26 protein-coding genes and 1 pseudogene are annotated in these 24116 nt (G+C 61.2%); 18 read left to right on the top strand and 9 right to left on the bottom strand.

Annotated features, from left to right (window positions below; all coding sequences use genetic code 11):
- Positions 1-298: 298 nt before the first annotated feature.
- The 3 genes and pseudogenes from M1D99_RS22700 to M1D99_RS22690 all read left to right on the top strand — a co-directional run.
- Positions 299-1120: pseudogene (locus M1D99_RS22700) on the top strand (MCP four helix bundle domain-containing protein); the annotation flags it as partial.
- 69 nt (positions 1121-1189) lie between these two features.
- A complete protein-coding gene (locus M1D99_RS22695) occupies positions 1190-1978 on the top strand; it encodes a methyl-accepting chemotaxis protein (protein WP_434576595.1) in 789 nt (262 codons plus the stop codon).
- Positions 1979-1990: 12 nt separating this feature from the next.
- Positions 1991-2737, top strand: a complete 747-nt coding sequence (locus tag M1D99_RS22690) for a phytanoyl-CoA dioxygenase family protein (RefSeq protein ID WP_458130810.1) — start codon at positions 1991-1993, stop codon at positions 2735-2737.
- An 11-nt stretch (positions 2738-2748) separates the two neighbouring features.
- On the opposite strand, the gene M1D99_RS22685 is transcribed toward M1D99_RS22690, so the two are convergent.
- The 3 genes from M1D99_RS22685 to M1D99_RS22675 all read right to left on the bottom strand — a co-directional run bounded on the left by M1D99_RS22685 (position 2749) and on the right by M1D99_RS22675 (position 4421).
- Complete coding sequence (locus tag M1D99_RS22685; protein WP_186704558.1) at positions 2749-3117, bottom strand: cupin domain-containing protein; 369 nt, start codon at positions 3115-3117, stop codon at positions 2749-2751.
- Between the two features lie 100 nt (positions 3118-3217).
- Positions 3218-4024, bottom strand: a complete 807-nt coding sequence (locus M1D99_RS22680; RefSeq protein WP_434571815.1) for an AraC family transcriptional regulator — start codon at positions 4022-4024, stop codon at positions 3218-3220.
- Positions 4025-4229: 205 nt separating this feature from the next.
- Positions 4230-4421, bottom strand: coding sequence for a YegP family protein (locus M1D99_RS22675; RefSeq protein WP_434571813.1), 192 nt, complete (start codon positions 4419-4421; stop codon positions 4230-4232).
- 291 nt (positions 4422-4712) lie between these two features.
- Here M1D99_RS22675 and M1D99_RS22670 point away from each other — a divergent pair, with 291 nt between their 5' ends.
- From M1D99_RS22670 to M1D99_RS22645, 6 genes are all read left to right on the top strand, one after another.
- Complete coding sequence (locus tag M1D99_RS22670; protein ID WP_186704560.1) at positions 4713-5681, top strand: glycosyltransferase; 969 nt, start codon at positions 4713-4715, stop codon at positions 5679-5681.
- A gap of 2 nt (positions 5682-5683) precedes the next feature.
- Positions 5684-6394 carry a class I SAM-dependent methyltransferase gene (locus M1D99_RS22665; RefSeq protein WP_458130809.1) on the top strand — a complete coding sequence of 237 codons (711 nt, stop codon included), beginning with the start codon at positions 5684-5686 and terminating at the stop codon, positions 6392-6394.
- A gap of 44 nt (positions 6395-6438) precedes the next feature.
- Positions 6439-6774 (top strand): GtrA family protein, encoded by a 336-nt coding sequence (locus M1D99_RS22660; RefSeq protein ID WP_458132160.1) that lies wholly within the window; start codon positions 6439-6441, stop codon positions 6772-6774.
- Positions 6771-8855 (top strand): DUF6311 domain-containing protein, encoded by a 2085-nt coding sequence (locus M1D99_RS22655; protein WP_458130808.1) that lies wholly within the window; start codon positions 6771-6773, stop codon positions 8853-8855. Before M1D99_RS22660 ends, M1D99_RS22655 begins: the two co-directional genes overlap by 4 nt.
- Positions 8856-9062: 207 nt before the next feature.
- Positions 9063-9986 (top strand): LysR family transcriptional regulator, encoded by a 924-nt coding sequence (locus M1D99_RS22650; protein WP_186704563.1) that lies wholly within the window; start codon positions 9063-9065, stop codon positions 9984-9986.
- A 105-nt stretch (positions 9987-10091) separates the two neighbouring features.
- A complete protein-coding gene (locus M1D99_RS22645; protein ID WP_207965379.1) occupies positions 10092-10457 on the top strand; it encodes a 5-carboxymethyl-2-hydroxymuconate Delta-isomerase in 366 nt (121 codons plus the stop codon).
- Here M1D99_RS22645 and M1D99_RS22640 read toward each other — a convergent pair.
- On the bottom strand, positions 10451-11392 hold the full coding sequence (locus tag M1D99_RS22640; RefSeq protein ID WP_458130807.1) for a LysR substrate-binding domain-containing protein: 942 nt from the start codon (positions 11390-11392) through the stop codon (positions 10451-10453). The genes M1D99_RS22645 and M1D99_RS22640 overlap by 7 nt on opposite strands.
- A gap of 534 nt (positions 11393-11926) precedes the next feature.
- Between M1D99_RS22640 and M1D99_RS22635 the strand changes: the two genes are divergently transcribed.
- From M1D99_RS22635 to M1D99_RS22610, 6 genes are all read left to right on the top strand, one after another.
- Entirely contained in the window at positions 11927-13294 is a 1368-nt protein-coding gene (locus tag M1D99_RS22635; protein WP_434576592.1) for a glutamine synthetase family protein, read from the top strand.
- A gap of 152 nt (positions 13295-13446) precedes the next feature.
- Positions 13447-15096 (top strand): phosphoethanolamine transferase, encoded by a 1650-nt coding sequence (locus M1D99_RS22630; protein WP_186704566.1) that lies wholly within the window; start codon positions 13447-13449, stop codon positions 15094-15096.
- Between the two features lie 68 nt (positions 15097-15164).
- Positions 15165-15806: a class I SAM-dependent methyltransferase gene (locus M1D99_RS22625; RefSeq protein WP_434571807.1), complete on the top strand. Its 642-nt coding sequence runs from the start codon at positions 15165-15167 to the stop codon at positions 15804-15806.
- A 121-nt stretch (positions 15807-15927) separates the two neighbouring features.
- Positions 15928-17061: a ribonuclease D gene (gene rnd, locus M1D99_RS22620; RefSeq protein ID WP_186704568.1), complete on the top strand. Its 1134-nt coding sequence runs from the start codon at positions 15928-15930 to the stop codon at positions 17059-17061.
- Positions 17058-17351, top strand: a complete 294-nt coding sequence (locus tag M1D99_RS22615) for a YcgL domain-containing protein (protein ID WP_186704569.1) — start codon at positions 17058-17060, stop codon at positions 17349-17351. Before rnd ends, M1D99_RS22615 begins: the two co-directional genes overlap by 4 nt.
- 123 nt (positions 17352-17474) lie before the next feature.
- Complete coding sequence (locus M1D99_RS22610; protein ID WP_434571805.1) at positions 17475-18407, top strand: D-2-hydroxyacid dehydrogenase; 933 nt, start codon at positions 17475-17477, stop codon at positions 18405-18407.
- Between the two features lie 271 nt (positions 18408-18678).
- On the opposite strand, the gene M1D99_RS22605 is transcribed toward M1D99_RS22610, so the two are convergent.
- On the bottom strand, positions 18679-19272 hold the full coding sequence (locus M1D99_RS22605; RefSeq protein ID WP_186704571.1) for a nitroreductase family protein: 594 nt from the start codon (positions 19270-19272) through the stop codon (positions 18679-18681).
- Positions 19273-19432: 160 nt separating this feature from the next.
- Between M1D99_RS22605 and M1D99_RS22600 the strand changes: the two genes are divergently transcribed.
- Together M1D99_RS22600 and M1D99_RS22595 are read left to right on the top strand one after the other, a co-directional pair.
- A complete protein-coding gene (locus M1D99_RS22600; protein ID WP_413794475.1) occupies positions 19433-19882 on the top strand; it encodes a YcgN family cysteine cluster protein in 450 nt (149 codons plus the stop codon).
- A gap of 32 nt (positions 19883-19914) precedes the next feature.
- A complete protein-coding gene (locus tag M1D99_RS22595; RefSeq protein WP_458130806.1) occupies positions 19915-21144 on the top strand; it encodes a hypothetical protein in 1230 nt (409 codons plus the stop codon).
- Between the two features lie 198 nt (positions 21145-21342).
- Here M1D99_RS22595 and M1D99_RS22590 read toward each other — a convergent pair whose 3' ends face one another.
- The 4 genes from M1D99_RS22590 to M1D99_RS22575 form a co-directional block, all read right to left on the bottom strand.
- Positions 21343-21720: a YgaP family membrane protein gene (locus tag M1D99_RS22590; protein ID WP_434571800.1), complete on the bottom strand. Its 378-nt coding sequence runs from the start codon at positions 21718-21720 to the stop codon at positions 21343-21345.
- 77 nt (positions 21721-21797) lie between these two features.
- Positions 21798-22268, bottom strand: coding sequence for an RNA methyltransferase (locus tag M1D99_RS22585; RefSeq protein ID WP_030141187.1), 471 nt, complete (start codon positions 22266-22268; stop codon positions 21798-21800).
- A 251-nt stretch (positions 22269-22519) separates the two neighbouring features.
- A complete protein-coding gene (locus tag M1D99_RS22580; protein ID WP_003184246.1) occupies positions 22520-22894 on the bottom strand; it encodes a YajD family HNH nuclease in 375 nt (124 codons plus the stop codon).
- 48 nt (positions 22895-22942) lie between these two features.
- Positions 22943-23629 (bottom strand): spermidine synthase, encoded by a 687-nt coding sequence (locus M1D99_RS22575; RefSeq protein ID WP_018607541.1) that lies wholly within the window; start codon positions 23627-23629, stop codon positions 22943-22945.
- A 73-nt stretch (positions 23630-23702) separates the two neighbouring features.
- On the opposite strand from M1D99_RS22575, the gene M1D99_RS22570 reads away from it, so the two are divergent.
- Positions 23703-23990: a hypothetical protein gene (locus tag M1D99_RS22570; protein ID WP_207965389.1), complete on the top strand. Its 288-nt coding sequence runs from the start codon at positions 23703-23705 to the stop codon at positions 23988-23990.
- Positions 23991-24116 lie beyond the last annotated feature (126 nt).

Here is a 24116-nt window from a genome sequence, read left to right as displayed (position 1 = left end):
ATGTGTAGCGTGGTCTCAAGTTAGGGAGCGTCCTGCTCCTGTACACCTTCTTCCTGAGGGTGATATCTATTGTATATCAGTTTTCCAGAGTGAACATTCTCTTGAATCCTGACGGTGAGGTGCTATCTACGGCGATCTATGAAGCCTAACGCGGCTGAAGAACCCTTGCGACGGGCTTGTATCCAGATGAAGGCTATCAATGTGGTTTTCAGAAAGGTCCTACGAAGCGCCTCACTTTTGGTTAAGTCGTTTCGTCACTTCTTTGTGACAATCAGACTAATGGTCTATAGCTCAAGGCATGGCTGCCGATAGGCAGGTATTCCCCCGTGTAAGGAGTGACACCATGCTGCGGTTCTTCGCCGACTTGGGCTTTCGCTGGAAAATCACTCTCCCGATTGCATTCCTGGCTGTGTTGCTGGCGCTGATGGGGTGGACGGGCATGCGCGGCATCAGTCAAGTGACTGAATCCAGCACGCAATTGACCAAACGTTATCTGCCGGCCATCAGCCTGTTACTCAATGCCGATCGTGATCTTTACCAGGCTTTCGTAGCCGAGCGCAGTCTGCTGGATGGTCATGCAAGCGAGCATCTGAAAGCGCTGAGCGCCAGCCATGGCGAAAATGCGAAGCAGGCTTACGACCGTGTGCAGAAATACGCCGCGATGCAGCCCGGTGCCGAGGCGCAGGCGTTGGTCAGTCAGTTCAATGACAGTTTCGGCAAATGGATGCAGGTTTCGCGGCGGGTCCTCGAACTGTCGGTAGGCGATCCGCAGGGCGCCAGTGCGCTGAGCTTCGGTGACAGTGAGCGCCTGTTTGAAACCATGCGTGATTCCATCGACAAGCTGGGTGAGCTGGAAGATGCGGCGTCCCATAGCGAAGGCGACGCTGCGATTGAAAACGGTGAGGCAGTCGGCGTGCAACAGGGCGTGATTCTGCTCATTGGCCTGCTCGGTTGCATCCTGGTGCTCCTGGTTCTGCCGCTGGTGGTGTTGAGCCCTATGCGTCGCTTGTTGCACCGCATCGAGCAGATCGCCGAGGGCGGTGGCGATCTGAAAGGGCGTCTCGAGGTACGTTCGGCCGATGAGCTGGGACAACTTGGCAGTGCCTTCAACCGCTTTCTCGACAAGTTGCAGCCATTGATCGCCGAAGTCGGGCGGGTGACGGGAGAGGTAGACTCCGCAGCGCGGGCCATGGCCGACATGGCCTCGACGAATGACCGGTTGATCAGCAGCGAGCACGCGGCGCTCGATCAGGTCAGTACCGCCGCCACCCAGATGAGCGCTGCGGTGCATGAAGTGGCGCATAACGCGGCGAGCGCCTCGGGCGCCGCGCAGGAGGCGAGCAGCCAGTCTCGTGACGGCGCTCAGGTGGTCAGCAGTACCATCGAGTCGATCCGCCAGTTGGCCCAGGAAGTGGAGACCGCTTCGGGCACGATCGAGGCATTGGCCCAGGAAACGTCCAGTATCGGCGCCGTGCTCGAGGTGATCCGTGGCATCGCCGAACAAACCAACCTGTTGGCGCTGAACGCTGCCATCGAAGCGGCGCGGGCCGGTGAACAGGGGCGTGGTTTTGCCGTGGTGGCCGATGAAGTGAGGGCGCTTGCGGCTCGCACCCAGGACTCGACCAAAGACATTCAGGTTCGTATCGAGCGCTTGCAGAGTGGTGTCGCCAAGGCCGTGCAAGCCATGCATGTGGGCAGCAGCAAGGCCCGGGACAGTGTCGAACGTGCAGCGGGTGTCGACCAGGTGCTCAGCGGTACCGGCGGTTCGATCCAGCGGATCAACGACATGGCCGCGCAGATCGCCAGTGCTTGCGAGGAGCAGAGCAGCGTCACCGAAGAGATTGCCCGCAACATCTCCGATATCCGCGACTTGTCCAACGAAGCGGCTGCCAATTCCGCCCAGAGCATGCATGCCAGCCGACAGCTTTCCTCTCTGTCGCAAAACCTGGCTGGGCTGGTCGGCCGCTTCCGCACCTGAGGCAGGCGCGCTGTGGCCATCAGCGATAGTCTGCGAGCGTTGCATCAGGACGGTTTCGTCCTGATGCCAGCCGTACTGGATGCCGCGCAGATTGCCAACCTGCGCCATGCCATCGACCAGTTGAAGCCTCAGCATTGGGACTACAGCGGCGTCATCGATCATTACAAATGCGTGTTTAATCGCGACCCGTTCTGGCTGCCGTTCCTGGAGGTGGCCGGCGTGATCGAACTGGCCGAGGCGGCCCTGGGCGATGACTGTCATGTTATCGGCCAGACGGCCTGGCGCTGCCATCCGGGTTTCAAAGGGGCGCCGTTGCACCTGGATTACCTGGCGATGAAATTGCCGCCCACGCTGTTGGCCGACCCGGCCTTCGAGTTGCCAATGCAGGTGTTCACCGCGCAGTTTTACCTGGATGACATCGACGCCGACTTGAGCCCGACCCAGGTGATTCCTGGCAGCCACAAGGCTGGTCGGGCGCCGGTGGCGGGCGAAACGCACTGGCAGGGGCGTACCGCGCAGCCCGTGTTGTGCCGGGCGGGCGATGTCTTGATATTGCGCAGCGAACTGTGGCACGCCGGCAGCGACAACCGCACCGCCGACCGCACCCGCTACATGGTCCAAGTGCATTATGGCCGGCGGATGGTCGCGCAGAAGTTTTCACCCTATCTGCACTGGCAGTTCAACCCTGAGGTGCTGGCCGCGGCGACACCTCGCCAGCGGCGGTTACTGGGTGATCACCAGGAGGCTGAATACGATTGAGGCTGGCTCAGTCAGATCCACACATCATTGACCGCCGTTCGCTCATTGGTTTCTTCGCCGGTATTGATGACGCCGCGAGGCTCGATCAACAGCAGTTTCACTTCCTGCGCGGCGCTGGGCTTGTGCTCGACGCCTTTTTTGACCACGTACATCTCGCCTGGGCCAAGGGTCACCGCGCCATCGCGAAAGTCGATACGCAGCTCGCCTTCCAGCACGATGAAGGTTTCATCGGTGTCGGCGTGGGTGTGCCAGACGAAATCACCTTCGAGCCGGGCGAGCTTGAATTGGTAGTCGTTCATTTCGGCCACGACTTTTGGCGTCCACTGTTCCTGGAACAGGGTGTATTTCTGAGCGAAGTTGATGGGGCAATAGCGGGTCATCGAGGCATGCTCCTGGGTGGGTGGTGCGTCCTACTTTATTGTTCGAGCCAACGTGCGTATTGGATGATCGTGCAGCTTTTTGCCGCGCGCAGTCGATGCCTTAGCGCAGCATGTTCAGCCAGCGTGCCGGTGAGATGCCAAAGGCCTGGGTATGCAGCCGGGTCATGTGGCTTTGATCGAAAAAACCACAGGCCAGGGCCACTTCGCTCAATGGCGTGCCGTGGAATGCCAGCCGCCGGGCTTCATGCAAGCGACGCTGGGTGATGTAGCGATAGGGGCTGGTGCCGTACAGCGCCCGGAAATCCCGGGACAGGCTCCATCGATCCCTGCCGCTTGCCTGCACCAGGTCGTCCAGGGTGATCACCTGGTCGAGGGCATCGTGAATGAACAGGCGGGCACGCTCTGCTGCCGGGTAGTCGATCAATCGCCGTCCACGCCGATTGCCCGCCGCAAGGTCGAGCGCCTGGGCCACGTCGTAGATGGCGTCCTCTTCCTCCAGCGGGTCGAGGGGGTGATCCAGGCTGTTCAACAATCGGCGGGTCGCGATGTTGAGGTGAAGGTCGTTGGACAATCCACCTTCGATGAAAGGCAATGGCTTGCCTCCCAGTACGTGCTGGATCATCGACGGTTCTATGTAGAACATCCGGTAGCGAAAGCCCTCGCGCGTCCCGGCTTCGCCATCGTGTACCTCGTCCGGGTGCAGCACGATGGTGCCGCCGGGCTGGCTGTGGCGTTTGCTGTGGCGATAGTTGAAGCTCTGCACGCCCGAAAGCGTGATGCCGATGGCGTAGGTGTCATGGCGATGGGTGCTGTAGCCATGGCCACTGAAATAAGCCTCGATGCGTTCCATTTTCCTCGATTCGGGTGCTCGCACCAGCCAGTCGCGGTTGTGGATGGGTCGAGTCATTGCTCCGGGCCTCCTGCTTTTTGTCCGCATACCCTACCTGCCTGGAAACTTTCGTCACAGAAAAAAACGGCTCAGGTTGCAACGCCCGTTCACTTGAGAGGATTGAACCTGTGGCGAGGGAGCTTGCTCCCGCTCGGTTGCGCAGCGACCGCAAAATCATAGGGCCGCTTCGCAGCCCAGCGGGAGCAAGCTCCCTCGCCACAGTTCAGATCTCTTTTACCGGCGTCTCACCCTGGGCATTCTTGATCAGCCCGATCACATGAAGGCAGTCACTCTTGTTCACATAGGATTCGCCACTGGCGATCGTTTCGTGGTTGCCGGCCCTCAAGCGCCAGCGCCATTGGCCTTTTCCGGTGCTCGGGGTGCCTCGGGTCTGTCGATAGATTTCAAAGTACATCGGTTCGCTCCCTGCGATTGATTCACTCAAGACATGCGTTGGACATGTGGCTGCAAGCCTAGCCAAGTGGGTGGTTTTGGCTACGGGAAAATCGTTTCCATTGGTTATCGAATATTGCCGGATCGGGCACTTGACCATTTCCATGGGGAAAGTCATGTTGCGAACATGTGGTCGGCTGGAAGTTCGGGGTGGATCCTTGCGTTGCCCTGTCTGGTCCTGCTTAATACGTTTCGACGCCTAGGGCCGGAAGCCCGAAGGGACTGAAAACACTATAAGAAAAAGAGCCATCAAGTGACTGAATATCCAGGAGTGGATCTACAAGGTCGTCTAACGCTTTCGCTTGTCATCCCGGTCTTCAACGAAGCCCAGTCCATCGATTTGTTCATGGCCCGGATCGACCAGGTCTTTGCCGATGAATCACTGGTGAGCCTGGAGCTGGTGTTCGTCAACGACGGCAGTGGCGACGATACGTTGGTGTTGCTGCTGGACAGGCAGAAGGCCGACCCGCGCATCCGGATCGTCGACCTGAGTCGCAATTTCGGCAAGGAGGCGGCCTTGAGTGCCGGCCTGCAAGCCGCCCGTGGCCAGGCGGTGGTGCCGATCGATGTCGATCTGCAGGATCCTCCCGAAGTGATCCTGGAAATGATCGCCCATTGGCGCAACGGCGCCGAAGTGGTGTTGGGTCATCGGATCAATCGCGACTCCGATTCCTGGGCCAAACAGGTGTCCGCCAACGGCTTCTACCGACTGCACAACAAAATCGCCGACCACAAGCTGCCGGAAAATGTCGGCGATTTTCGCTTGATGGATCGCTGCGTGGTCGATGCCTTGCTAACCCTGCCGGAATCGCGGCGCTTCATGAAAGGGTTGTTTGCCTGGGTGGGTTTCCGGACCACCTACGTGGACTACGTCAGGCCTGAGCGCAGCGCCGGAGAAAGCAAGTTCAATGGCTGGCGCTTGTGGAATTTTGCCCTCGAAGGCATCACCAGCTTCAGCACCGAACCGCTGCGTATCTGGACGTACCTGGGGCTTTGCGTCTCGCTGGTGTCCTTTGCGTTCGCCATTTTCATCGTGTTGCGGACCCTGATTTCCGGGGTCGACCTGCCGGGCTATGCCTCGCTGATGGTCGCGGTCACCTTCCTGGGCGGGTTGCAATTGATCGGCATCGGCGTGTTGGGTGAATACCTGGGCCGCACCTATATCGAATCCAAGCGTCGACCGGTTTTCCTGGTGCGGCGCATCTATGACGCCAAGGACTGACCATGGACCTCAAGGAAACCGACATCCTCGGTCCCGATATCGAGCAGCACTGGTACTACCGGTCGAAAGCGCGGGCCATGCTCCATATGCTCAAGGGCACCTCCGCCAGTACGCTGCTGGACGTGGGCGCTGGGTCGGGCTTTTTTTCCCATCACTTGTTGACCCATACCGCAACCGCCCAGGCCTGGTGCGTGGACATCAGCTACCCGGCCGACTCCGACGCCAGCACCGCCGGTAAACCGGTCCGCTACCGACGCGCCATCGACACGCTGGACGCCGACCTGGTGTTGCTGATGGATGTGCTGGAGCACGTGGACGATGACGTGGGCCTGCTCAAGGCCTATGTCGACAAGGTGCCGTCCGGCAGCCGTTTCCTGATCACCGTGCCGGCGTTCCAGTTCCTCTGGAGTGGGCATGACGATTTTCTCGAGCACAAGCGCCGCTATACCCTCAAGCAGTTGGAGAGCGTCGTGGCGCAGGCGGGGTTGCAGGTGCAGCAAGGTGCGTACTACTTCGGCCTGGTGTTTCCCATTGCCGCCGGCCTGCGCCTGTGGCAGCGCAACGCCGCCGGGGCGCCGGCCAAGTCGCAGCTGGCGCGGCATCATCCGCTGGTCAATGGCGTGTTGAGGACGCTGTGCAGCCTGGAGCGTCCATTCATGGGGGCCAATCGCATCGCCGGCCTGACGGTGTTCTGCCTGGCGCAGAAGCCGTGACCTGGACGCACTCGCCCTTGCTGCGACGTGCCTTGCGTTTTGCCATGACCGGCCTGCTCGTCACTGGCATCCACGTGGTGACGGCCGTGTCGTTCGTGCACCTGGTCCTGGCCAACCCGCCATTGGCCAATGGTTTCGCCTTTGTCGTGGCGACCGTGGTGTCGTACCTGATCAACACCCTCTGGAGTTTTTCCAGCCGCTTGCATGGCCGCACCCTCGGCCGTTTCGTGGTGGTCTCGATCGGCGGGTTGGGGCTGGCGATGCTGGTGGCCTGGGTGGCCCAGCGCGTCGGCCTGGGTTACCTGGCGGGCATCGCGGCCGTGGCGCTGATCATCCCGGTGTACACCTTCATCCTGCATAATTTCTGGACGTACCGATGACCCTTCGTAGTCAGCGTTTCCCGGTTTCCTTGTTGCCCATATTGTTGGGCGCGCTGGCGTTCCTGTTGGTGATCGGTCCTCGGGTGCTGGATCCGACCAACATCGCCTGGCTGGGGGAGGGCGATGCGGCGACCCATTACATGGGCTGGGCGTTTTTCCGCAGTTCACCCTGGACCTTTCCGTTGGGCATGAACCCTTCCTATGGTCTGGAGTTGGGCAACGGCATCATTTTTTCCGACTCCAATCCGTTGCTGGCGTTCTTGTTCAAACCCTTCAACGCCTGGCTTCCCGAGACGTTCCAGTATTTTGGCCTGTGGTTGCTGACCTGTTTCGTCCTGCAGGCCTGGTTCGCCTGGAAACTCGTCGGACTGCTGACGCCGTCGCTGTGGATCAGGCTGTTGGGTACTGGGTTATTTGTGTTTTCGCCGCCGATGTTTCTGCGCATGGGCGGGCACTTGTCGCTGTCCGGGCATTTTCTGATCCTGGCGGCCCTGTACCTGGCGCTGCGGCCCGACTTGCAGAAGCGGCGGCTGGCCTGGGGCGTGCTGTTGGCCGCCACGGCGCTGGTGCATGCGTATTTGTTGGCGATGGTGGCGTTGATCTGGCTGGCCGACCTTGCCAGCCAGGCCATGAAGGGGCGGTTGTCCCGGCGTGATGCCTTGATCGAGCTGGGCGGCTTGTTTGTGCTGGTGGCGTTCTGTTGTTGGCAGGCGGGGTATTTCAGCGTGGGTGGCGGGACCGTGGCCGGTGGTTTTGGGCTGTATCGCCTGAATGTGATGTCGCTGGTCAACCCTAGCGGCTGGTCCTACACCTTGCGCGATATGCCCCAGGGCCCCGGGGACTACGAAGGTTTCAATTACCTGGGATTGGGCGTCCTCATGCTGGCGATCTGCGCCGGCGTGGCTTTGCTGCAAGGCAACACCGGTTTGGTGAATGCCGTGCGCCACAGGCGCCTGTTGCTGTGGGCATTGATCGGGCTGACGTTGTTTTCGCTGACCAACCATCTCGGCATCGGCATGCAGAACGTGCATTACTGGCTACCCAAACCCCTTGAGCTTGTGGCGAACGTCTTTCGCGCGGCCGGCCGGATGTTCTGGCCGGTGTTCTACGCCATCATATTTGCGGTGATTTTCCTGGTGATCCGCGGCAACAAACCCCGGACGGCGGCGTGTCTGCTAGCCATGGCCTTGGTGGTGCAGGCCCTGGATACCCGCGCGGGATGGGCCGGCCTGCGCCAGAGCCGGATGACGCCGGCGGCCTCGAGTTGGCCTACGCCCCTGAATGATCCGTTCTGGGCCAGTGCGGCCGGTCATTATTCGAAAGTCCGCACGTTATTGCCGCAGAACCAGCCGGACAACTGGCTGCTGACCAGCCAATACGCCCTGACGCACGGCCTGGAAACCGATGGCGTGTACTTGGGGCGCATGAGTGACCGGGCGATCGAGCGAGCCCAGCGACACGCCGAGCAGATGCTTGCCAGCGGCCAGTACGCCGCGGATTCGCTGTACATCCTCGACCCTGGCGCCGCGCTCCAGGCGGCGAAAACCGTCAATCGCCAGACCGACCTGTTGACCCGTATCGATGGCCTGGTGGTGCTGGCGCCGGGCTGGAAGACATGCGCCCAATGCCCACCGTTCGCCGATGAAACACTGGACATGCAGGTCAAGCTCGGTGAGCGGCAAGTGTTCAGCCGAACCAACGCGATGTTGGCCAATGGCTGGGGACGGGTCGAGGATTGGGGCACCTGGTCGGAAGGGCCTGAGGCTGAGGTTGTTTTACGCATACCGCCAGAAGCGCGTGCCCTCTCGATCGAAGCCGCGGCGTTCGTGCAGCCCTCGCACACGCGCCAACGGGTGGAGGTGTCGATCAACGGCGTTGCGGCGCTGGCGACGCAGTTCAACCGACTGCAGGACAACACGTTGGAACTGCCTCTGACGGCAGCCATTCGCGAAACGATGGGTGCGGATGGGCGAGTGCGGGTGCGGTTCCATTTGCCCGATGCCATCAGTCCCAAGGCGCTGGGGTTGGGGAGTGATGAGCGCGTCATGGCGTTGGGGTTGAAGTCGCTGACTGTTAAGTAGTTTTCCACTTCACAATGGCTTACTCATTGTGGCGAGGGAGCTTGCTCCCGCTGGGCTGCGAAGCGGCCCCAATATTTTGCGGTTGCTGCGCAACCGAGCGGGAGCAAGCTCCCTCGCCACAAAAGCAGGCGACTGGACTTTTAGCGCATAGACGCACAATCCCTGCGTTTCTACACTGCACCCAATCAAGGAGTCGAGGGGCAGTGGATGAACCGCAACGAATTGCGCAAGGCCGACATCAACCTGATGGTGGTGTTCGAAACGTTGATGCTTGAGCGCAACGTGACACGGGTGGCGGAAAAACTGTTCCTGGGCCAACCGACCATCAGCTCGGCCCTCAATCGTCTGCGCAAGATGTTCAACGATCCGCTGTTCATTCGCGTCGGCCACCGCATGGAGCCGACGGCCCGGGCCGAGGAAATCATCCAGCACCTCTCGCCGGCGCTCGATTCGCTGTCGGTGGCGTTGAGCCTGACCCACGATTTCGATCCCGCCAACAGCGCCATGACATTCCGCATCGGCCTGTCGGACGACGTCGAGTTCGGCCTGTTGCCGCCCCTGTTGAGCAGCCTGCGGCAAGAGGCGCCGCAAATCGTGTTTGTGGTCCAGCATGTCGATTACTGGCGCATCCCCGATTTGCTGGCATCGGGCGACATCACCGTGGGCATCAGCCAGACGCGCGGCCTGCCGGCCAACGCCAAGCGCAAGCTGTTGCGCCATATCCAACCCCGCGTGTTGCGCGCCGATGCGTCGGACACGCCGCTGACCCTGGACGAATACTGCTCGCGGCCTCATGTGCTGGTGTCCCATACCGCCAACGTCGCCGGGTTCGCTGACGAATGGCTGGCGGAGATCGGGCGCAAGCGCCAGGTCGTGTTGTCGGTGCCGCAATACAGCGCATTGCCGGCGTTGCTGGCCGGTACTGACCTGATCGCCAGCCTGCCGGACTATACCGCCGCCGCCATGGCGGCCTCGGGGCAACTGTTCAACGAACCCTTTCCCTTCAAGACCCCGACCCTGGATTTATCCATGGTCTGGTTGAGTCATGTCGACAGTGACCCGGCCGAGCGCTGGTTGCGCTCGCGGTTGGAGGCCTTCATGGGCGAGCGCGGGCCCTTGGCACAACCTTGACACCGGCCTGCCGCGAAACAAAATCCTGCCCCAAAGAATAAAGTCGAGGTAAGGTTGTGACCGCTGAAACCACCTCGTCATATTTTTCGAATCGGAGTCGAACACATGCCTCACCTGCACATGGAGTACACCGCCAACCTGCCCGAGCTGAAGGCCGAAGTCGCATTGCTGCGCCTGAACAATGCGCTGGTGGCCTCCGGTCAATTTTCCGCCGAGCACGACATCAAGAGCCGGGCCGTGAAACTGGAGACGTTCCGGGTGGGTACAGGGATGGGCGAGCGGGGTTTCGTGCACGTGAAGCTGGCCCTGCTCAGTGGCCGTTCGCCGGAAATCAAGAAGCAATTGGCCGAAAGCCTGCTGGCGGTGATCCAGGACCTGGGGCCATGGCCGGCCGAAGTCAGCGTGCAATTGTGCGTTGAGATCCTCGACATCGACCGCGAGCCCTATGCTAAGGCCTTGATCGGTCAATGACGCGCAGGCGTTGCGTGGGCGCAGGCCTTGATGATCTGTTCGCGTAGCCAGGTGTTGGCACTGTCCTGATCGGCGGCCTGGCTCCATTGCATGTCCAAGGTCAACCCCGGCAAGCCCTTGGGCGCTTCGTGGTAATTGAAGATCGCCTCATTGGCCAGCAGTTTCTGGATGCGCCGGGGCAGGGTCAGGATGAAGTCAGTCCCGGTGATCATCTTCAGCGCGGCACTGTAGCTGTTGGCGCGCGCGGCGACTTGCCGGTGATGGGCCTGCCGCGACAGCCAGCCGTCCACCCTGTTGCTCGCTGACGCCCAAGGCTTCGCAAACACGTGTCGGCGCTGTACGAAAGATTGAAGGCTCAGTTGCGGCTCAAGTGGCGTCGCCCGTTTGTCCATGACGCAGACCCAATCTTCCTCCAGCAACTGCCGGGATCTTAAATCGGCATGGTCGCCGTGAACGTTCGGGCCGAAGCAGATCACCAAGTCCAGGCTGCCGTCGCGCAATTCCTCGGCGGGAATGTCGGCTTCAAGTTTGTGCACGTTCACCACCACCGGCAAATTGGCGTAATCGAAGCCTTGCAGCAGCTGCGGCAGGATCAGGTGTTCGAAATATTCTGGTGCGCAGATGTTGAAGGTGACGGCTTGCCGGGTCGGATCAAAGGTCGGCGGACCGGCATGGCAAAGGTTGATGCTTTGCAAAATGGCGCGCACATGGTTGTACATGCCCTCGGCCTTGCAGGTGGGGCGCATGCCGGTGCGGGTGTTGATAAACAGTTCGTCCTCGAAACAGGTTCGCAGTTTCTTGAGGCAATAACTGACGGTTGACTGGCTGACGCACAGGGCCTCGGACACACCGGTGACACTGCTTTGCTCGTACACGGCGCTAAACACCATGAGGTCCTGCATGTCGAGCTTTCTGAGGGCGTTACTGTTCAGCATCCGTTCTGTCTCTCACTCGCTTCCTTGCGCGGATCTTGCGCAAACCAGGCTGACGATCGTAACGGAACGATGGTGCCAAGAGAATGCCAGGCAGGCGCTTTCATGGTCGGGAACGGGACAGATAGTGTAGGGAACACGACGTGTCGATCAACGACCGACTCGTTTGCTTAAGTTTAGTTAGCGGTGATCCAAGCTTCATCAAATCCATGTTTAACCGCCCAAGGTGCCGTGGGACGCTTGCCCGATGTGTTTCCTGTGATGCGCTCATGGACGCTTGGCCCCTGGCAGTGCAATACCCTCCATCCGCCGCAGTCGATCCGGTCGGCAGATGCACGCCTGCCATGGCTCCCTCCCTTGGTGCGCTGCCCTCCGAGCTGGCTTTTTGGGCGCTCTGGCATTGTCGCCATGCGCGTCCTCCGGACACTCGTTTTTCCTGTTGAACATCACGGTGCTCGCTCATGGCGAGCACAGACTGACGGCGCGTTGTCGCCCGTCCGACACGGAAATACGAGTTTTCTCATGAGCCTTGCCAAGATGTCTTTCGCACCCGTGCAACACGCCCAGGCGTTCCTTGCGCAAAACCCCGATATCGAGATGTTCGAGTTGTTCATTCTCGATAACAACGGCGTGCCCCGGGGCAAGTTGTTGCATCGGGACGAGTTGTTGGCGGTCTATGAAAGTGGCCGGCCGCTGCCCAGTACGATTCTCGGGCTGACCCTCAATGGCGATGATGTGGAAAATTCCGGGCTGGTGTGGGACGTCGGCGACATTGATTGCCGCGCCTATCCCCTCAGCGGCAGCTTGCAACGCATGCCGTGGCGGTTGATTCCCACGGCGGCGGTGCAGGTCAGTATGCATCCCCAGGAAGGCATGCCAGCGACCATCGCCGATCCGCGTTATCTGCTCAGCCAGGTGATCGAAGCCCTGCAGGCCGACGGTTTTTATCCGGTGATGGCGGCGGAGCTGGAGTTTTATCTGCTGGACGCACAGCGCGACAGCCAAGGCCGGCCGCAACCGGCGCGGGACGCTGACGGTGGTCGGCCCCGCGCCACCCAGGTCTATGGTTTGCGTGAACTGGAGCAGATCGAGCCGTTCCTCGCCGACCTGTACGCCGCGTGCAAGCTGCAAGGCATTCCGGCCCGGACCGCGATTTCCGAATACGCTCCGGGACAAGTGGAAATCACCCTTGAACACCGCAGCGATGCCTTGCAAGCCATGGATGAAGCGGTGCGCTACAAACGACTGGTCAAGGGCGTGGCCCACAAGCACGGCATGCAGGCGTGTTTCATGGCCAAGCCGTTCGAGCACTTGGCGGGCTCCGGCCTGCACATGCATGTCAGCCTGGCCGACCGCGATGGCCACAACCTGTTTGCCAGTGAAGCCGGCGACGGTACGCCACTGTTGCGCCATGCCGTGGGCGGGATGCTCGATACTTTGCTCGATTCGTTGTTGATGTTTTGCCCGAACGCCAACTCCTACCGGCGCTTCCAAAGCAACAGCTACGCACCGCTGGCCGCCACCTGGGGCGTGGACAACCGCACCGTGAGCCTGAGGGTACCGGGCGGCCCGGCGTTCTCGCGGCACATCGAGCATCGTATTTGCGGCGCCGATGCCAACCCTTACCTGGCGGCCGCGGCGATATTGGCGGGCATCCATCACGGCTTGCGTGAACAGTGCGATCCCGGGAAACCTGTGGAAGGCAACGGCTACGCCCAGGCGACCGAACTGCTGCCCACTGACTGGCTCACTACCCTGCGTGCCCTCGAGGCTTCGACTTGGGCCCGGGAAGCGTTTGGCGAGGCGTTCCTGGGGGTTTATCTGGCGGTCAAGCGCGCCGAATACCGGCAGTTCATGAGGGAAGTCGGGGAACAGGATTGGCGGTGGTATCTGAATCAGGCCTAGCAGCAGCTTAAATAATTATTTAACAGCAACTTTTTCACGAAAAATTGATGGTGGGCTGCCTAAAGTTTGTGTTGCCGTAGAAAACATCTTTTTTACATGTTTTCTGCGGCACTTCTTTTTCAAAGAGCAACTTCAGGAAGCCGTCAACCCTCATGCTGACTATTAAAGCCGTGCGCCCCGAGTGGGTGACGCTGGCCGCCAGTGCCTTTTTGTTAGTGGGCTTCAACCTCGTGCTCTGGCAACACTTGCTGGCGATCACGACGGCGGACGCTCGGGGCCTGCTGATGTGCGTGGCATTTGGCCTGATGATTTTCTGTGCGTTCAACCTGGTGTTGACCCTCGTAGCCTTCCGTCCGCTGCTCAAGCCGGTGCTGATGCTGTTGTTCCTGATCAGCGCCGGCGTGGCGTATTTCATGGCCCAATACGGCGTCCTGATCGATGCCGGCATGTTGCGCAACTTCGCTGAAACCAATGCCACGGAAGTCCGTGATCTGTTGTCGTTGAAGTTGTTTGTCTATATCGGCTTATTGGGTGTCTTGCCGTGCTGGTTGTTGTTCAAGACCCCGATCAACTACCGTCGTTGGCCAAAGGAGTTATTAAGTAAGTTACTGGTCGGCGTGGCCTCGGCCGCGGTGATCGGCGTGGTTGCCCTGGTCAACTACCAAGGTTTGTCGTCACTGTTTCGCAACCACCACGAGTTGCGCTTGATGGTCGTACCGAGCAATTACATCGGTGCCTCGCTTGGGTATTTGCGCGAACAGGTCGCGTCGGCCAAGCAGCCGTTCATCACCTTGGGCGAGGACGCGAGTCGCAACCCGGCCTGGCAAACCCATGGCCGTAAATCCCTGACCGTCCTGGTGGTGGGCGAGAGCGCCCGGGCCGAGAACTTCGGCATCCTCGGTTATCACCGCGACACCACGCCGACATTGGACAAGGAGGCCGGCCTGATCGCCTTCACCGACGTGCATTCCTGCGGCACCGAGACCGCCGTGTCGGTGCCCTGCATGTTTTCCAACATGGGGCGCAAGAACTACGACGCCAGCAAGGCCAAGAATGAGGAGGGCTTGCTGGATGTGCTCAAGCGCGCCGGGCTGGAGGTGATCTGGCGGGACAATCAATCTGGCTGCAAGGGTACCTGCGACCGGGTCACGCTGCAGGATGTCAGCAACCTCAAGGACCCGGCGCTGTGCGCCAACAGTGAGTGCCGCGATGAGATCCTGCTCCAGGGGCTGCAGCATTTCATCGACACCCTCGACAAGGACACGGTACTGGTGCTGCACCAGATGGGCAGCCACGGGCCGGAATACTTCAAGCGCTACCCCAAGGAATACGAGCATTTCACCCCGGTGTGCGAAAGCAATGCGCTGAACAATTGCAGCCGCGAGAGCATCGTCAATGGCTACGACAACACGCTGGTGTACACCGATCATGTGCTGTCGACCCTGATCGATCTGCTGCGGGCCAACCAGGACAAGGTCGACACGGCCATGCTGTACCTGTCCGACCATGGCGAGTCCCTGGGCGAGTACAACCTGTTTCTCCATGGCACGCCCTACATGCTCGCCCCGGAACAACAGAAACACGTGGCGATGCTGGCCTGGTTCTCCGACAGCTACCAGAAGTCCTTTTCGGTCGACACCCATTGCCTGCAACTGAGTCGTGAAAAGCCCTTGAGCCAGGACAACCTGTTTCATTCGATGCTCGGGTTGCTGGAAGTCAACAGCCAGGTCTACAACCGCGACCTGGACCTGTTCGCCAATTGTCGCGGCGCGGTGATTGACGGTGTGCTGGCACGGGAGTGAACGCCTGGACCTTTTTTTCACGCGGGGTTGGTTAACCTGTCAGCCAGCCTTTTCCAAGAGCCGTTTGTATGTCCGGGTTACCCCCATCCACCATCGAGCTTGAGTTCGCCAGGCAGCATGACCAGGAGCATGCGCAGGTTTGCTGCCGACCGGCGCCTCGCCGCTTGCGCCTGGCGTTCTGGCGCGACGAACAAATGGTTCGCAATGCCCTCAAGGTGGCGGGCGAGCCGGGGTTGGTGCTGGACGTGGCCTGTGGGGCAGGACGGTTCTGGCCGGTGCTGGCCGAGCATGCCAACCGGGTGATCCTGGCGGCGGACCCGTCGCCGGACACGCTCGAACACGCGCTCACCCACCATGGCGACACGTTGCTCCAGCGGGTCAAGACCTTCCCGAGTTCGGCATTCACCCTTGGGCTGTCGGCCAACGCAGTGGATTGTATTTTCTGTTTGCAACTGTTTCGCCACCTCCGCGCCAGCGAGCATCGCCTGGTACTGTTGCGCGAGTTTCATCGGGTCAGTCGCGACACGGTGATCGTTTCGGTGAAAATCGAAGGGCGCCTCAAGATGGGCCAGGTGCCGCAACGCAGCCTGGCCGACAAGGCCAATGTCGAAGCCGAGTTTCGCCAGGCGGGTTTCAGCGTGCTTTGGTACCAGGATTTCCTACCCGGTTTTGCGCTGACGCGTGTTTATGTATTGCGTAAGACCGGTTAATTCTTGATGTAGGACTATTCTTGCTTTTTCGCAGGCGATTTCTCTCAGACAGCTGCTCTATGGATGCTCGCAATCGCCAGCGGCGATATATACTGCGCGCCATTCTTCAAGGGAGAGCCGTGTGGCCATCGATATTCACTGGATTCGCGACAACGATAGCCTCGGTCAGTTTTGCGCCGAGTGGCAGCAGTTGCCATTCGTCGCCCTCGACACCGAATTCATGCGGGTCGACACCTTTTATCCCATTGCTGGCTTATTGCAGATTGGCGACGGCAAGCGTGCCTACCTGATCGACCCCTTGACCATCGACAACTGGCAGCCGTTGGCCGCTCTGCTGGAAAACCCGGCGGTGCTCAAGGTGCTGCACGCTTGCAGCGAAGACCTTGAAGTGCTGCTGCGCCTGACCGGTAGCCTGCCCGCGCCGCTGTTCGATACCCAATTGGCTGCCGCCTACCTGAACCTGGGTTTCTCCATGGGCTATTCGCGGCTGGTGCAGGAAGTGCTGGGCATCGAGCTGCCCAAGGGCGAGACCCGTTCCGATTGGTTGCAACGGCCCCTGTCCGAGACGCAAATCAGCTATGCGGCAGAGGATGCGGTGCATCTGGCGGAGGTTTTCGTAGAACTGCGCCCGAAGCTTTCCGACGAAAAATACCGCTGGGTCTTGGAGGATGGGGCCGAACTGGTGGCCAACCTGCGTCGCGAAGTCGACCCGTACGAGGTCTACCGCGAGGCGAAGCTGGCCTGGAAACTTTCCCGTGCCCAATTGGCCGTGCTGCGCGAGCTGTGCGCCTGGCGCGAACGTGAGGCGCGGGCCCGTGACCTGCCGCGCAACCGCATCATCCGCGAGCATTCGCTGTGGCCCCTGGCCCGCACCCAGCCGGATAACCTCGGCGCGCTGGCGAAAATCGAAGACATGCACCCGCGTACCGTGCGCCAGGACGGCCAGTTTCTGCTGGACCTGATCCAGCGCGCCGCCAGCATCCCGCCCGAGCAATGGCCGCCGGCCGTGGCCGAGCCGTTGCCCATCGAGGCCGCTGCCCTGGTCAAGCGCCTGCGGGCGCTGGGGCAGGCTGAAGCCGAGCGCCTGGGCATTGCCCCGGAGCTGATGCTGCGCAAGAAAACCCTCGAGGCGCTGATCAAGAGCGGCTTTCCCGAGGGTCCTTACCAATTGCCCGATTCGCTGCGTGGCTGGCGCCGCGAATTGATGGGCCAGGCGCTGCTCGACAGCCTGGCCACTGCCGGAGAACAGCCTTGAAACGTATCTGCTCCATCTACCGCAGCTCGAAGAAAAACGAGATGTACCTGTATGTGCTCAAGAGCGATGCCTTGGAGCGCGTGCCCGAGCCATTGATGGCCGCCTTCGGCAAGGCGATCCACGCCTTTGACCTGGTGCTGAGCCCCGAGCGTGAGCTGTCCCGGGAAGACATCAACAAAGTGCTGGAAAACCTCGACACCCAGGGCTATCACTTGCAGATGCCACCGGCCGAAGACGAGTACATCGAGCATTTGCCCGAAGAGTTGTTGCGCCGCAACGACCCGGTCTGATGGTATTGGAGGCGCCTGTCCTGGGCGCTTCTTGAAAAACGGAATGATTTATTGACGATGATCGCAAGGATGGAGCGACACTCTGTCGGCGATCGTCTGCACTGTTTTTGAAAGGTTTGATTCATGCGCGTTCTGATTGCCGAACACGATCACGCGGTGTATGCCCAGCTTCTGCGTCAGGCTGCACCCGATATTGAAGTGCTGACCAGCGGCGATTCCGCCGAACTGTCGCGACTCGCCACCGATTGCCCGGTCTGGCTCGGCCAGCCTGATCTGCTGGCCACCCTGTTGCGTCAAGGCCACCAGCCCCGCTGGCTGCAATCGACCTGGGCGGGCATCACGCCGCTGCTGGCCGATGGCTTGAGCCGCGATTACCGCCTGACCCGTGCCGTGGGCATTTTTGGCCAGGTGATGGCTGAGTATGTGCTGACCTACATGCTCGGCCATGAGCGCGAGGTGCTGGCCCGGTTGGTCAGCCAGGTCGAGCGCAAGTGGGACAACCGCCAGGGCCAAGGCCTGGCTGGACGCAAGGTGCTGATCGTCGGGACGGGGGACATCGGCCAGCGTGTGGCGCAGTTCCTGGTGCCGTTCGGCGTGCAGTTGTACGGCATCGCCAGCGAAGCCAGGGAAATGGCGCCGTTCATCGAGGTCGGGGCACTGAAGGATCTGCCGCGGCTGGTGGGCGAGGTGGATTACGTGATCAATCTGCTGCCCAACACGCCAGAGACCCATGACATCTACGACGCGGCGCTGTTCAAGCAGTTCAAGCCGACCGGGTTGTTCATCAACGTTGGCCGCGGCGTAGCGGTTGTGGACGCGGACCTGGTGCAAGCCCTGAAGGAAGGGCACCTGGCCGGCGCGGTGATCGACGTCTGCCGCCAGGAGCCGCTGCCGCAGCGCCATCCGTTCTGGACCGCCTGGGGCCTGCTGCTGACCGGCCACAGTTCGGCACCGACTTCGCCACCGATGATGGCGCAGTTGTTCCTGGATAACCTGCGGGCCTACCAGGCGGGCGAAGCACTGCGTGGTGAAGTGAATTTCGCCCGAGGCTATTGAAGCCATCCTCGATCAAATTGTGGGAGCGGGCTTGCTCGCGAAAGGGCCGGCACATTCAACATTTATGCTGACTGAGACTCCGCTTTCGCGAGCAAGCCCGCTCCCACAGTGATTTTTCAGTGGCCACAAAAAATGCGTTCGCCACAGAACCCATTGTGGGAGCGAGCTTGCTCGCGATAGCGGTGTGTCAGTCGCCATCGAAGTGGCTGATCTGGCGCCATCGCGAGCAGGCTCGCTCCCACAGTGGTTATTTCAGTGAGCATAAAAGGGGTTACAGGGTGAAATCACCTTCTGCCACCAGTTCGCTCAGCGGCCGGCGTGGGCTTGGGACTTCGCGGGCCTGGAGGTATTCGGCCAGGGTCGATTTGTCCCCCAGCTTGCCAATCGCCACGGCGGCGTGCAGGGCGTAGCCTTGCGGGATCTTCAGTTCCTTGCGGGTCAGTTCCTGGTCGAAACCGGCCATGCCATGGGTGTGCCAGCCGCTGAGGCTGGCTTGCAGCGCCAGGTGGCCCCAGGCCGCGCCGGTGTCGAAGGTGTGGCTCTGCGCCGGGGTTTCCTCGGTGGCGCCGGGCACCGCGAAGGTGGTTTTCGAGACGATGATCACCAGCGCCGAGGCGTGTTGGGCCCAGCCGCGGTTGAACTCGTTGAGCAAGCCCAGGAAACGCTCCCAGTTCGGCGTGTCGCGCCGTGCGTACAGGAAACGCCAAGGCTGGGAGTTGTAGGCCGAAGGGGCCCAGCGTGCGGCTTCGAAGAAGCTCAGCAAGGTTTCTTCGGCAATGCTTTCGCCGGTAAAGGCGCGGGGCGACCAGCGTTCGATGAACTGGGGGTGGATCGCGTAATCGGCAATACGGGAGTTGGCGCTCATGGGCTTACCTGGCACGAGTGTGGAAAGACAATCAAGCAACCTACGTCCCGCCGCCCGGCCTGACAAGCCCCTGTATACCGACAGTCGCCAATGCTTGGCCTCAAGAGGCCCCGGCACTAGACTGTCGGCCTTTTCACCACCTGATGTTGATGCTCGAACCATGGCCGCCAAAGTCGAACCGTTCTGGATACGCAAAACCCTCGATCAGCTCGATCCCCAGGAATGGGAATCGCTGTGCGACGGCTGTGGCCTGTGCTGCCTGCAAAAGCTCGAAGACGAAGATGACAACAGCGTCTACTACACCCGCATCGCCTGCAAACTGCTGGACCTGAAAACCTGCCAGTGCACCGACTACCCCAACCGTCGTGAGTTCGTGCCCGATTGCATCCAGCTCACGCCGGGCAAGGCCGATGAGTTCAAATGGCTGCCGCCGACCTGCGGTTATCGGCTGGTCAGCGAGGGCAAGGACTTGCCGTTGTGGCACCACCTGGTCTGCGGCGATCGCGATGCCGTGCACCATGAACGCATTTCCCAGTCTGGACGTATGCTGGCCGAAGGCAGCGTGCCGGAAGACGACTGGGAAGATCATCTGATTTTTCGCGCCGGCTGAACCGCCGGGCGGCGCGCCACCTGGGAGAACCCATGGCTGCAGGATTGAAACGGATACTGGCGGCCGGGTTGCTGGCAGTGTGCGGGCCGCTGTGGGCGGCGCAGAAAGTCGACCTGGATTATCACGTGCACCTGTTGCCCCAGAGCGACCAGGCCGAAGTGCGCCTGACCCTGGCCCGGGGCTCGGCGGTGCGCAGCCTGGATTTCGACCTCGGCGACGGCAGTCGCTACAGCGATTTCAAGGCCGACGGCCAATGGCAGCTCACCCCTGGCAAAGAAGCCCGTGGTGTCTGGCGTCCGGCCGCGGACAAGGCGAGCCTGAGCTACCGCGTGCGCATCAGCCATGCCCGCAAGAACGCCACCTTCGAAACCCGCATGACCCCGACCTGGGCGTTGCTGCGCGGCGATGATCTGGTGCCGTCGGCCAAGCTCGATCAGCAGGACGGCATCGAACTGGTGGCACGTCTTGAGGTTGAATTGCCTGACGGCTGGAAAAGCATCGAGACCCCTTGGCCGCGCATCGGCAAGCAGCGCTTCCGCATCGACAACCCCTCGCGCCTGTTCGACCGTCCCACGGGCTGGATGCTCGCCGGCAAACTGGGAAGCCGCCGTACCCGCCTGGGTGAAACCGAAGTGACCGTGGCCTCGCCCCGGGGCCAGGGCATGCGCCGGATGGACGTGCTGACGCTGCTGACGTTCGTCTGGCCGCAGGTGCAAGCGCTGGTGCCGCGCCATCCGGCCAAGTTGCTGATTGTCGGCGCTGGCGATCCGTTGTGGCGTGGCGCCCAGGCCGGCCATGACTCGATTTACCTGCACAGCCGCCCGCCGCTGGTCAGCGAACGGGGCAGCAGCCCGTTGTTGCGGGAGTTGGTGCAGGCACTGGCCCGGGTCAATGATCAGGACCGTAGCGATTGGATCAGCGAGGGGCTGACCGAATATTACGCGGTCGAACTGCTGCGCCGCGCCGGCGGCTTGAGCGATGAGCGCTACCAGACCCTGAACGACCGACTCGCCCACGACAGCAAGGGCGTCACCACTTTGCGCGGCGAGCAGATCAGCCCGGCGGCCGTGGCCAAGGCGGTATTGCTGTTGCAGGAACTGGACCGCGAGATTCGCCTGAAGACCCGTAACAAGCGTTCGCTGGATGATGTGTTGCAGGGGGCGATGCGCCTGGAAACCGTCGACACCGAGGCGTTTGTACAGCTCAGTGAAAGTGTTTTGGGTGGGGCTTCCACTGTGCTGGATACCCAGTTACTTCAGTGATACCGTCTTCGCGAGCAAGCCCCACAGTTTTGCGCAATGGCCTGGAGGCTTGTGTGGCGAGGGAGCTTGCTCCCGCTGGGGCGCGCAGCGGCCCCAAAAAAGCGGTGAGCGCTTCGCACTCAAGCGGGAGCAAGCTCCCTCGCCACGAGACTGTGCGATTTTTAAACCTCTGTGAAAGGGAGCTTGCTCCGGGGCAATTCAGAGCCCAACCTTCGGCGAATTCAACGAATCATTCCCCGTCACCGTAGCCGTGCCAGTCGCCGCCTCGGCGTTGGCCTTCAGGCGACTCAGCTCTTCACCGGCCTGCTCGATGCGGGCACGGGCGTTGTCCAGGTTCTGGCGATTCTTTTCCAGCAGGCTCTTGGCCGAGCAATGCCCGGTGATGCCCCGCGCCAACGCCATGCCGCCGATCGCCAGTTGAGCCAGCCCGATCACCCCGCCACGGCGTATGCCCTTGCCCATCATCAGCACACCGCCGGCCAACGAGCCAATGCGCTCCCAGCCGTGCACGTTTTGCGGCGGATGGGATTGGAAAGGGGTGCGCTCAATCGGCTCGAACGGATTGTTATCGCTCATGATCTGTCTCCAGTGTGGGGATTGGTATAAAGCTGACTGCCTGAGCGATTGCCTTGTTCAATCGAATATCGCACCGATCAGCGGAATTGCGGCCCCGAACGGGTGTTGTTGCCCTTGGCCATGCGGTCGTACAACACGACGTTGACGGTGGCGGCCAGGTTCATGCAGCCGTTGGTGGGGATATAGATCACGTCTTCGCACCAATCACGGATGTCCTTGTCCAGCGAGCCGTCTTCCGGGCCGAAGATGTACAGCGCCCGGTCCGGGTGGGTGTATTCGGGCAGTGGGCGAGCGCCTTCCACCAGCTCGACGGCAACTGGCACACAGCCCAGGGGCAGGATTTTCTTCAGGTCATCGATACCGATCAGCGGGATGTCGTAGTGGACTTTCTTGGTGTCGGTGACGAAGTCGGCGGCGCGCTCATAGCGCTTGCCGGTGTAGAACACCGACGCCACGCCGTAGCAACCGGCGGCACGCATGACCGAACCGACGTTTTCCGGGGACTTGGGGTTGAACAGACCGATGCAGCTATAGCGTTTGTTGGCCACGGGCGGGGTGCCTTTGGGGAAAAGGCGCGATTATACGGGGAATGGGGAAGGGTGGTCAGGTTCGAGATGTGTGGTGCATGGTCGGCCGCCTTCGCGAGCAGGCTCGCTCCCACAGTGAGTTTCGGCGTTCACAAAAACCTGTGGGAGCAAAGCTTGCTCGCGAAATAGGCGCCTCGGTTTCTGAAAGACCGCATCGGCTTCATCGCGGGCAAGCCTTGCTCCCACAAAAGCAGGGCTCGTCACTTGGCTGATTACTCGTCTTTCTTCATCAACCCAGCCAACGCGGCGAACGGGTTGTGGGTCGCCTTGGCAATCTTCGGGGTGCTCAGGGAGCCGTCGCCGAAATATTGCTGGTCGGTGTAGCGCGAGTGTTCGTTGTCGTGGCAGTACAGGCACAGCAGTTCCCAGTTGGAACCGTCCTGCGGATTGTTGTCATGGTTGTGGTCGCGGTGGTGAACGGTCAGTTCGCTCAGGCGCTTGCCGGAAAACTCACGGGCGCAGCGGCCACAGACATGGGGGTACATTTTCAGGGCTTTGTCGCGGTAGCCCATCTCCCGGTCGCGCTGGGCATCGGCGAGGATGCGGTCCAGCTTGGCGGTGTTGGACGGTGGCGTTGACGAACTCATGGGTTCACCTTCGTAGAAAAGACTGATGACGGTTGGACAGAGTTTAGCTCAGCCCTTGAGCTTCTCGGCAATCCAGATGGTGTGGCGAGTGCCTTTGTTGCCATGGGCGAACACTTGCACCTCTTCGGCCTTGAAACCGGCCTTCTTCAGCTTGTCGGAAAACTGCCGGTCAGCGCTGGCCGACCATACCGCCAGCACGCCCTTGGGCCGCAGGGCCTTGGCGCAAGCGGCCAGGCCACCGGCCGAATACAGCCAACTGTTGGCTTTCTGGGTCAGGCCTTCCGGGCCGTTATCGACATCGAGCATGATCGCGTCGAACCCCTGGGGTTCGGCTTGCAGCACCTTGGCCACGTCTTCCATGCGGATCACCGTGCGCGGGTCCGCCAGCGGCCGCCCGGCCTTTTCACCCAGGGGGCCACGGTTCCACTCGACCACGCCGGGCACCAGCTCGGCCACCACCACTTCGGCGGTCTTGCCCAGGTGCTTGAGGGCCGAGGCAAGGGTGAAGCCCATGCCGAGGCCGCCGATCAGCACGCGCGAGCCAGGACGGCCGGCGACCTTGCGGCAAGGAATCTCGGCCAGGGCGTCTTCGGAACCGTGCATGCGGGTGTTCATCAACTGCCCGCCATCGCCGCCCTGGATCTTGATGACGAAGTCTTCGCCGTACTCGAACAGGCACAGGGCACCGCCGTTGTCAGGAATGGGCGTGGTGTCGAGCAGAACGAAACGTTTCATGGAGATCTCGTAGGAGGGCAGACCGGCGCGGTAACGACTAGCCTTAAAGCAGACAATAGCCACGGAGCCATTGATGAAGTGCATCATTCTAACGGCCATTGCCCTGGCGGCGCTCTCAATAAGTTGCGCCCAGGCTCAACAACCGACGATTCCGGTCAACCCGCCGAGCATCCCCGGATCGCCGGGCACTGCCACGCCCATGCCCTATCCGCCGGTCACGCCTAACGGCGTGCCCAAGGCCGGCCCGGGAAATGGTGGGCCGCCCTTGCTGCCGCCGATCGAAATGCCCAAGCCGCCCAAGGACCAGCCGATACCGGGCATGGAGCCGAAGCCGGTGAAGGCCAAGTCGCCGGGGGGGTAGGACTGAGATCCTTTGGACAATGAAACCCTGTGGGAGCGGGCTTGCTCGCGAAGGCGGCGGATCAGTCAGCATTGATGTTGACTGGCACACCGCTTTCGCGAGCAAGCCCGCTCCCACAGGGGGTAT

This window comes from Pseudomonas sp. R3-41 (assembly GCF_054161485.1).
Note: the sequence above shows the minus strand (reverse complement) of the source record. Positions and strands in the feature narration are given on the sequence as shown.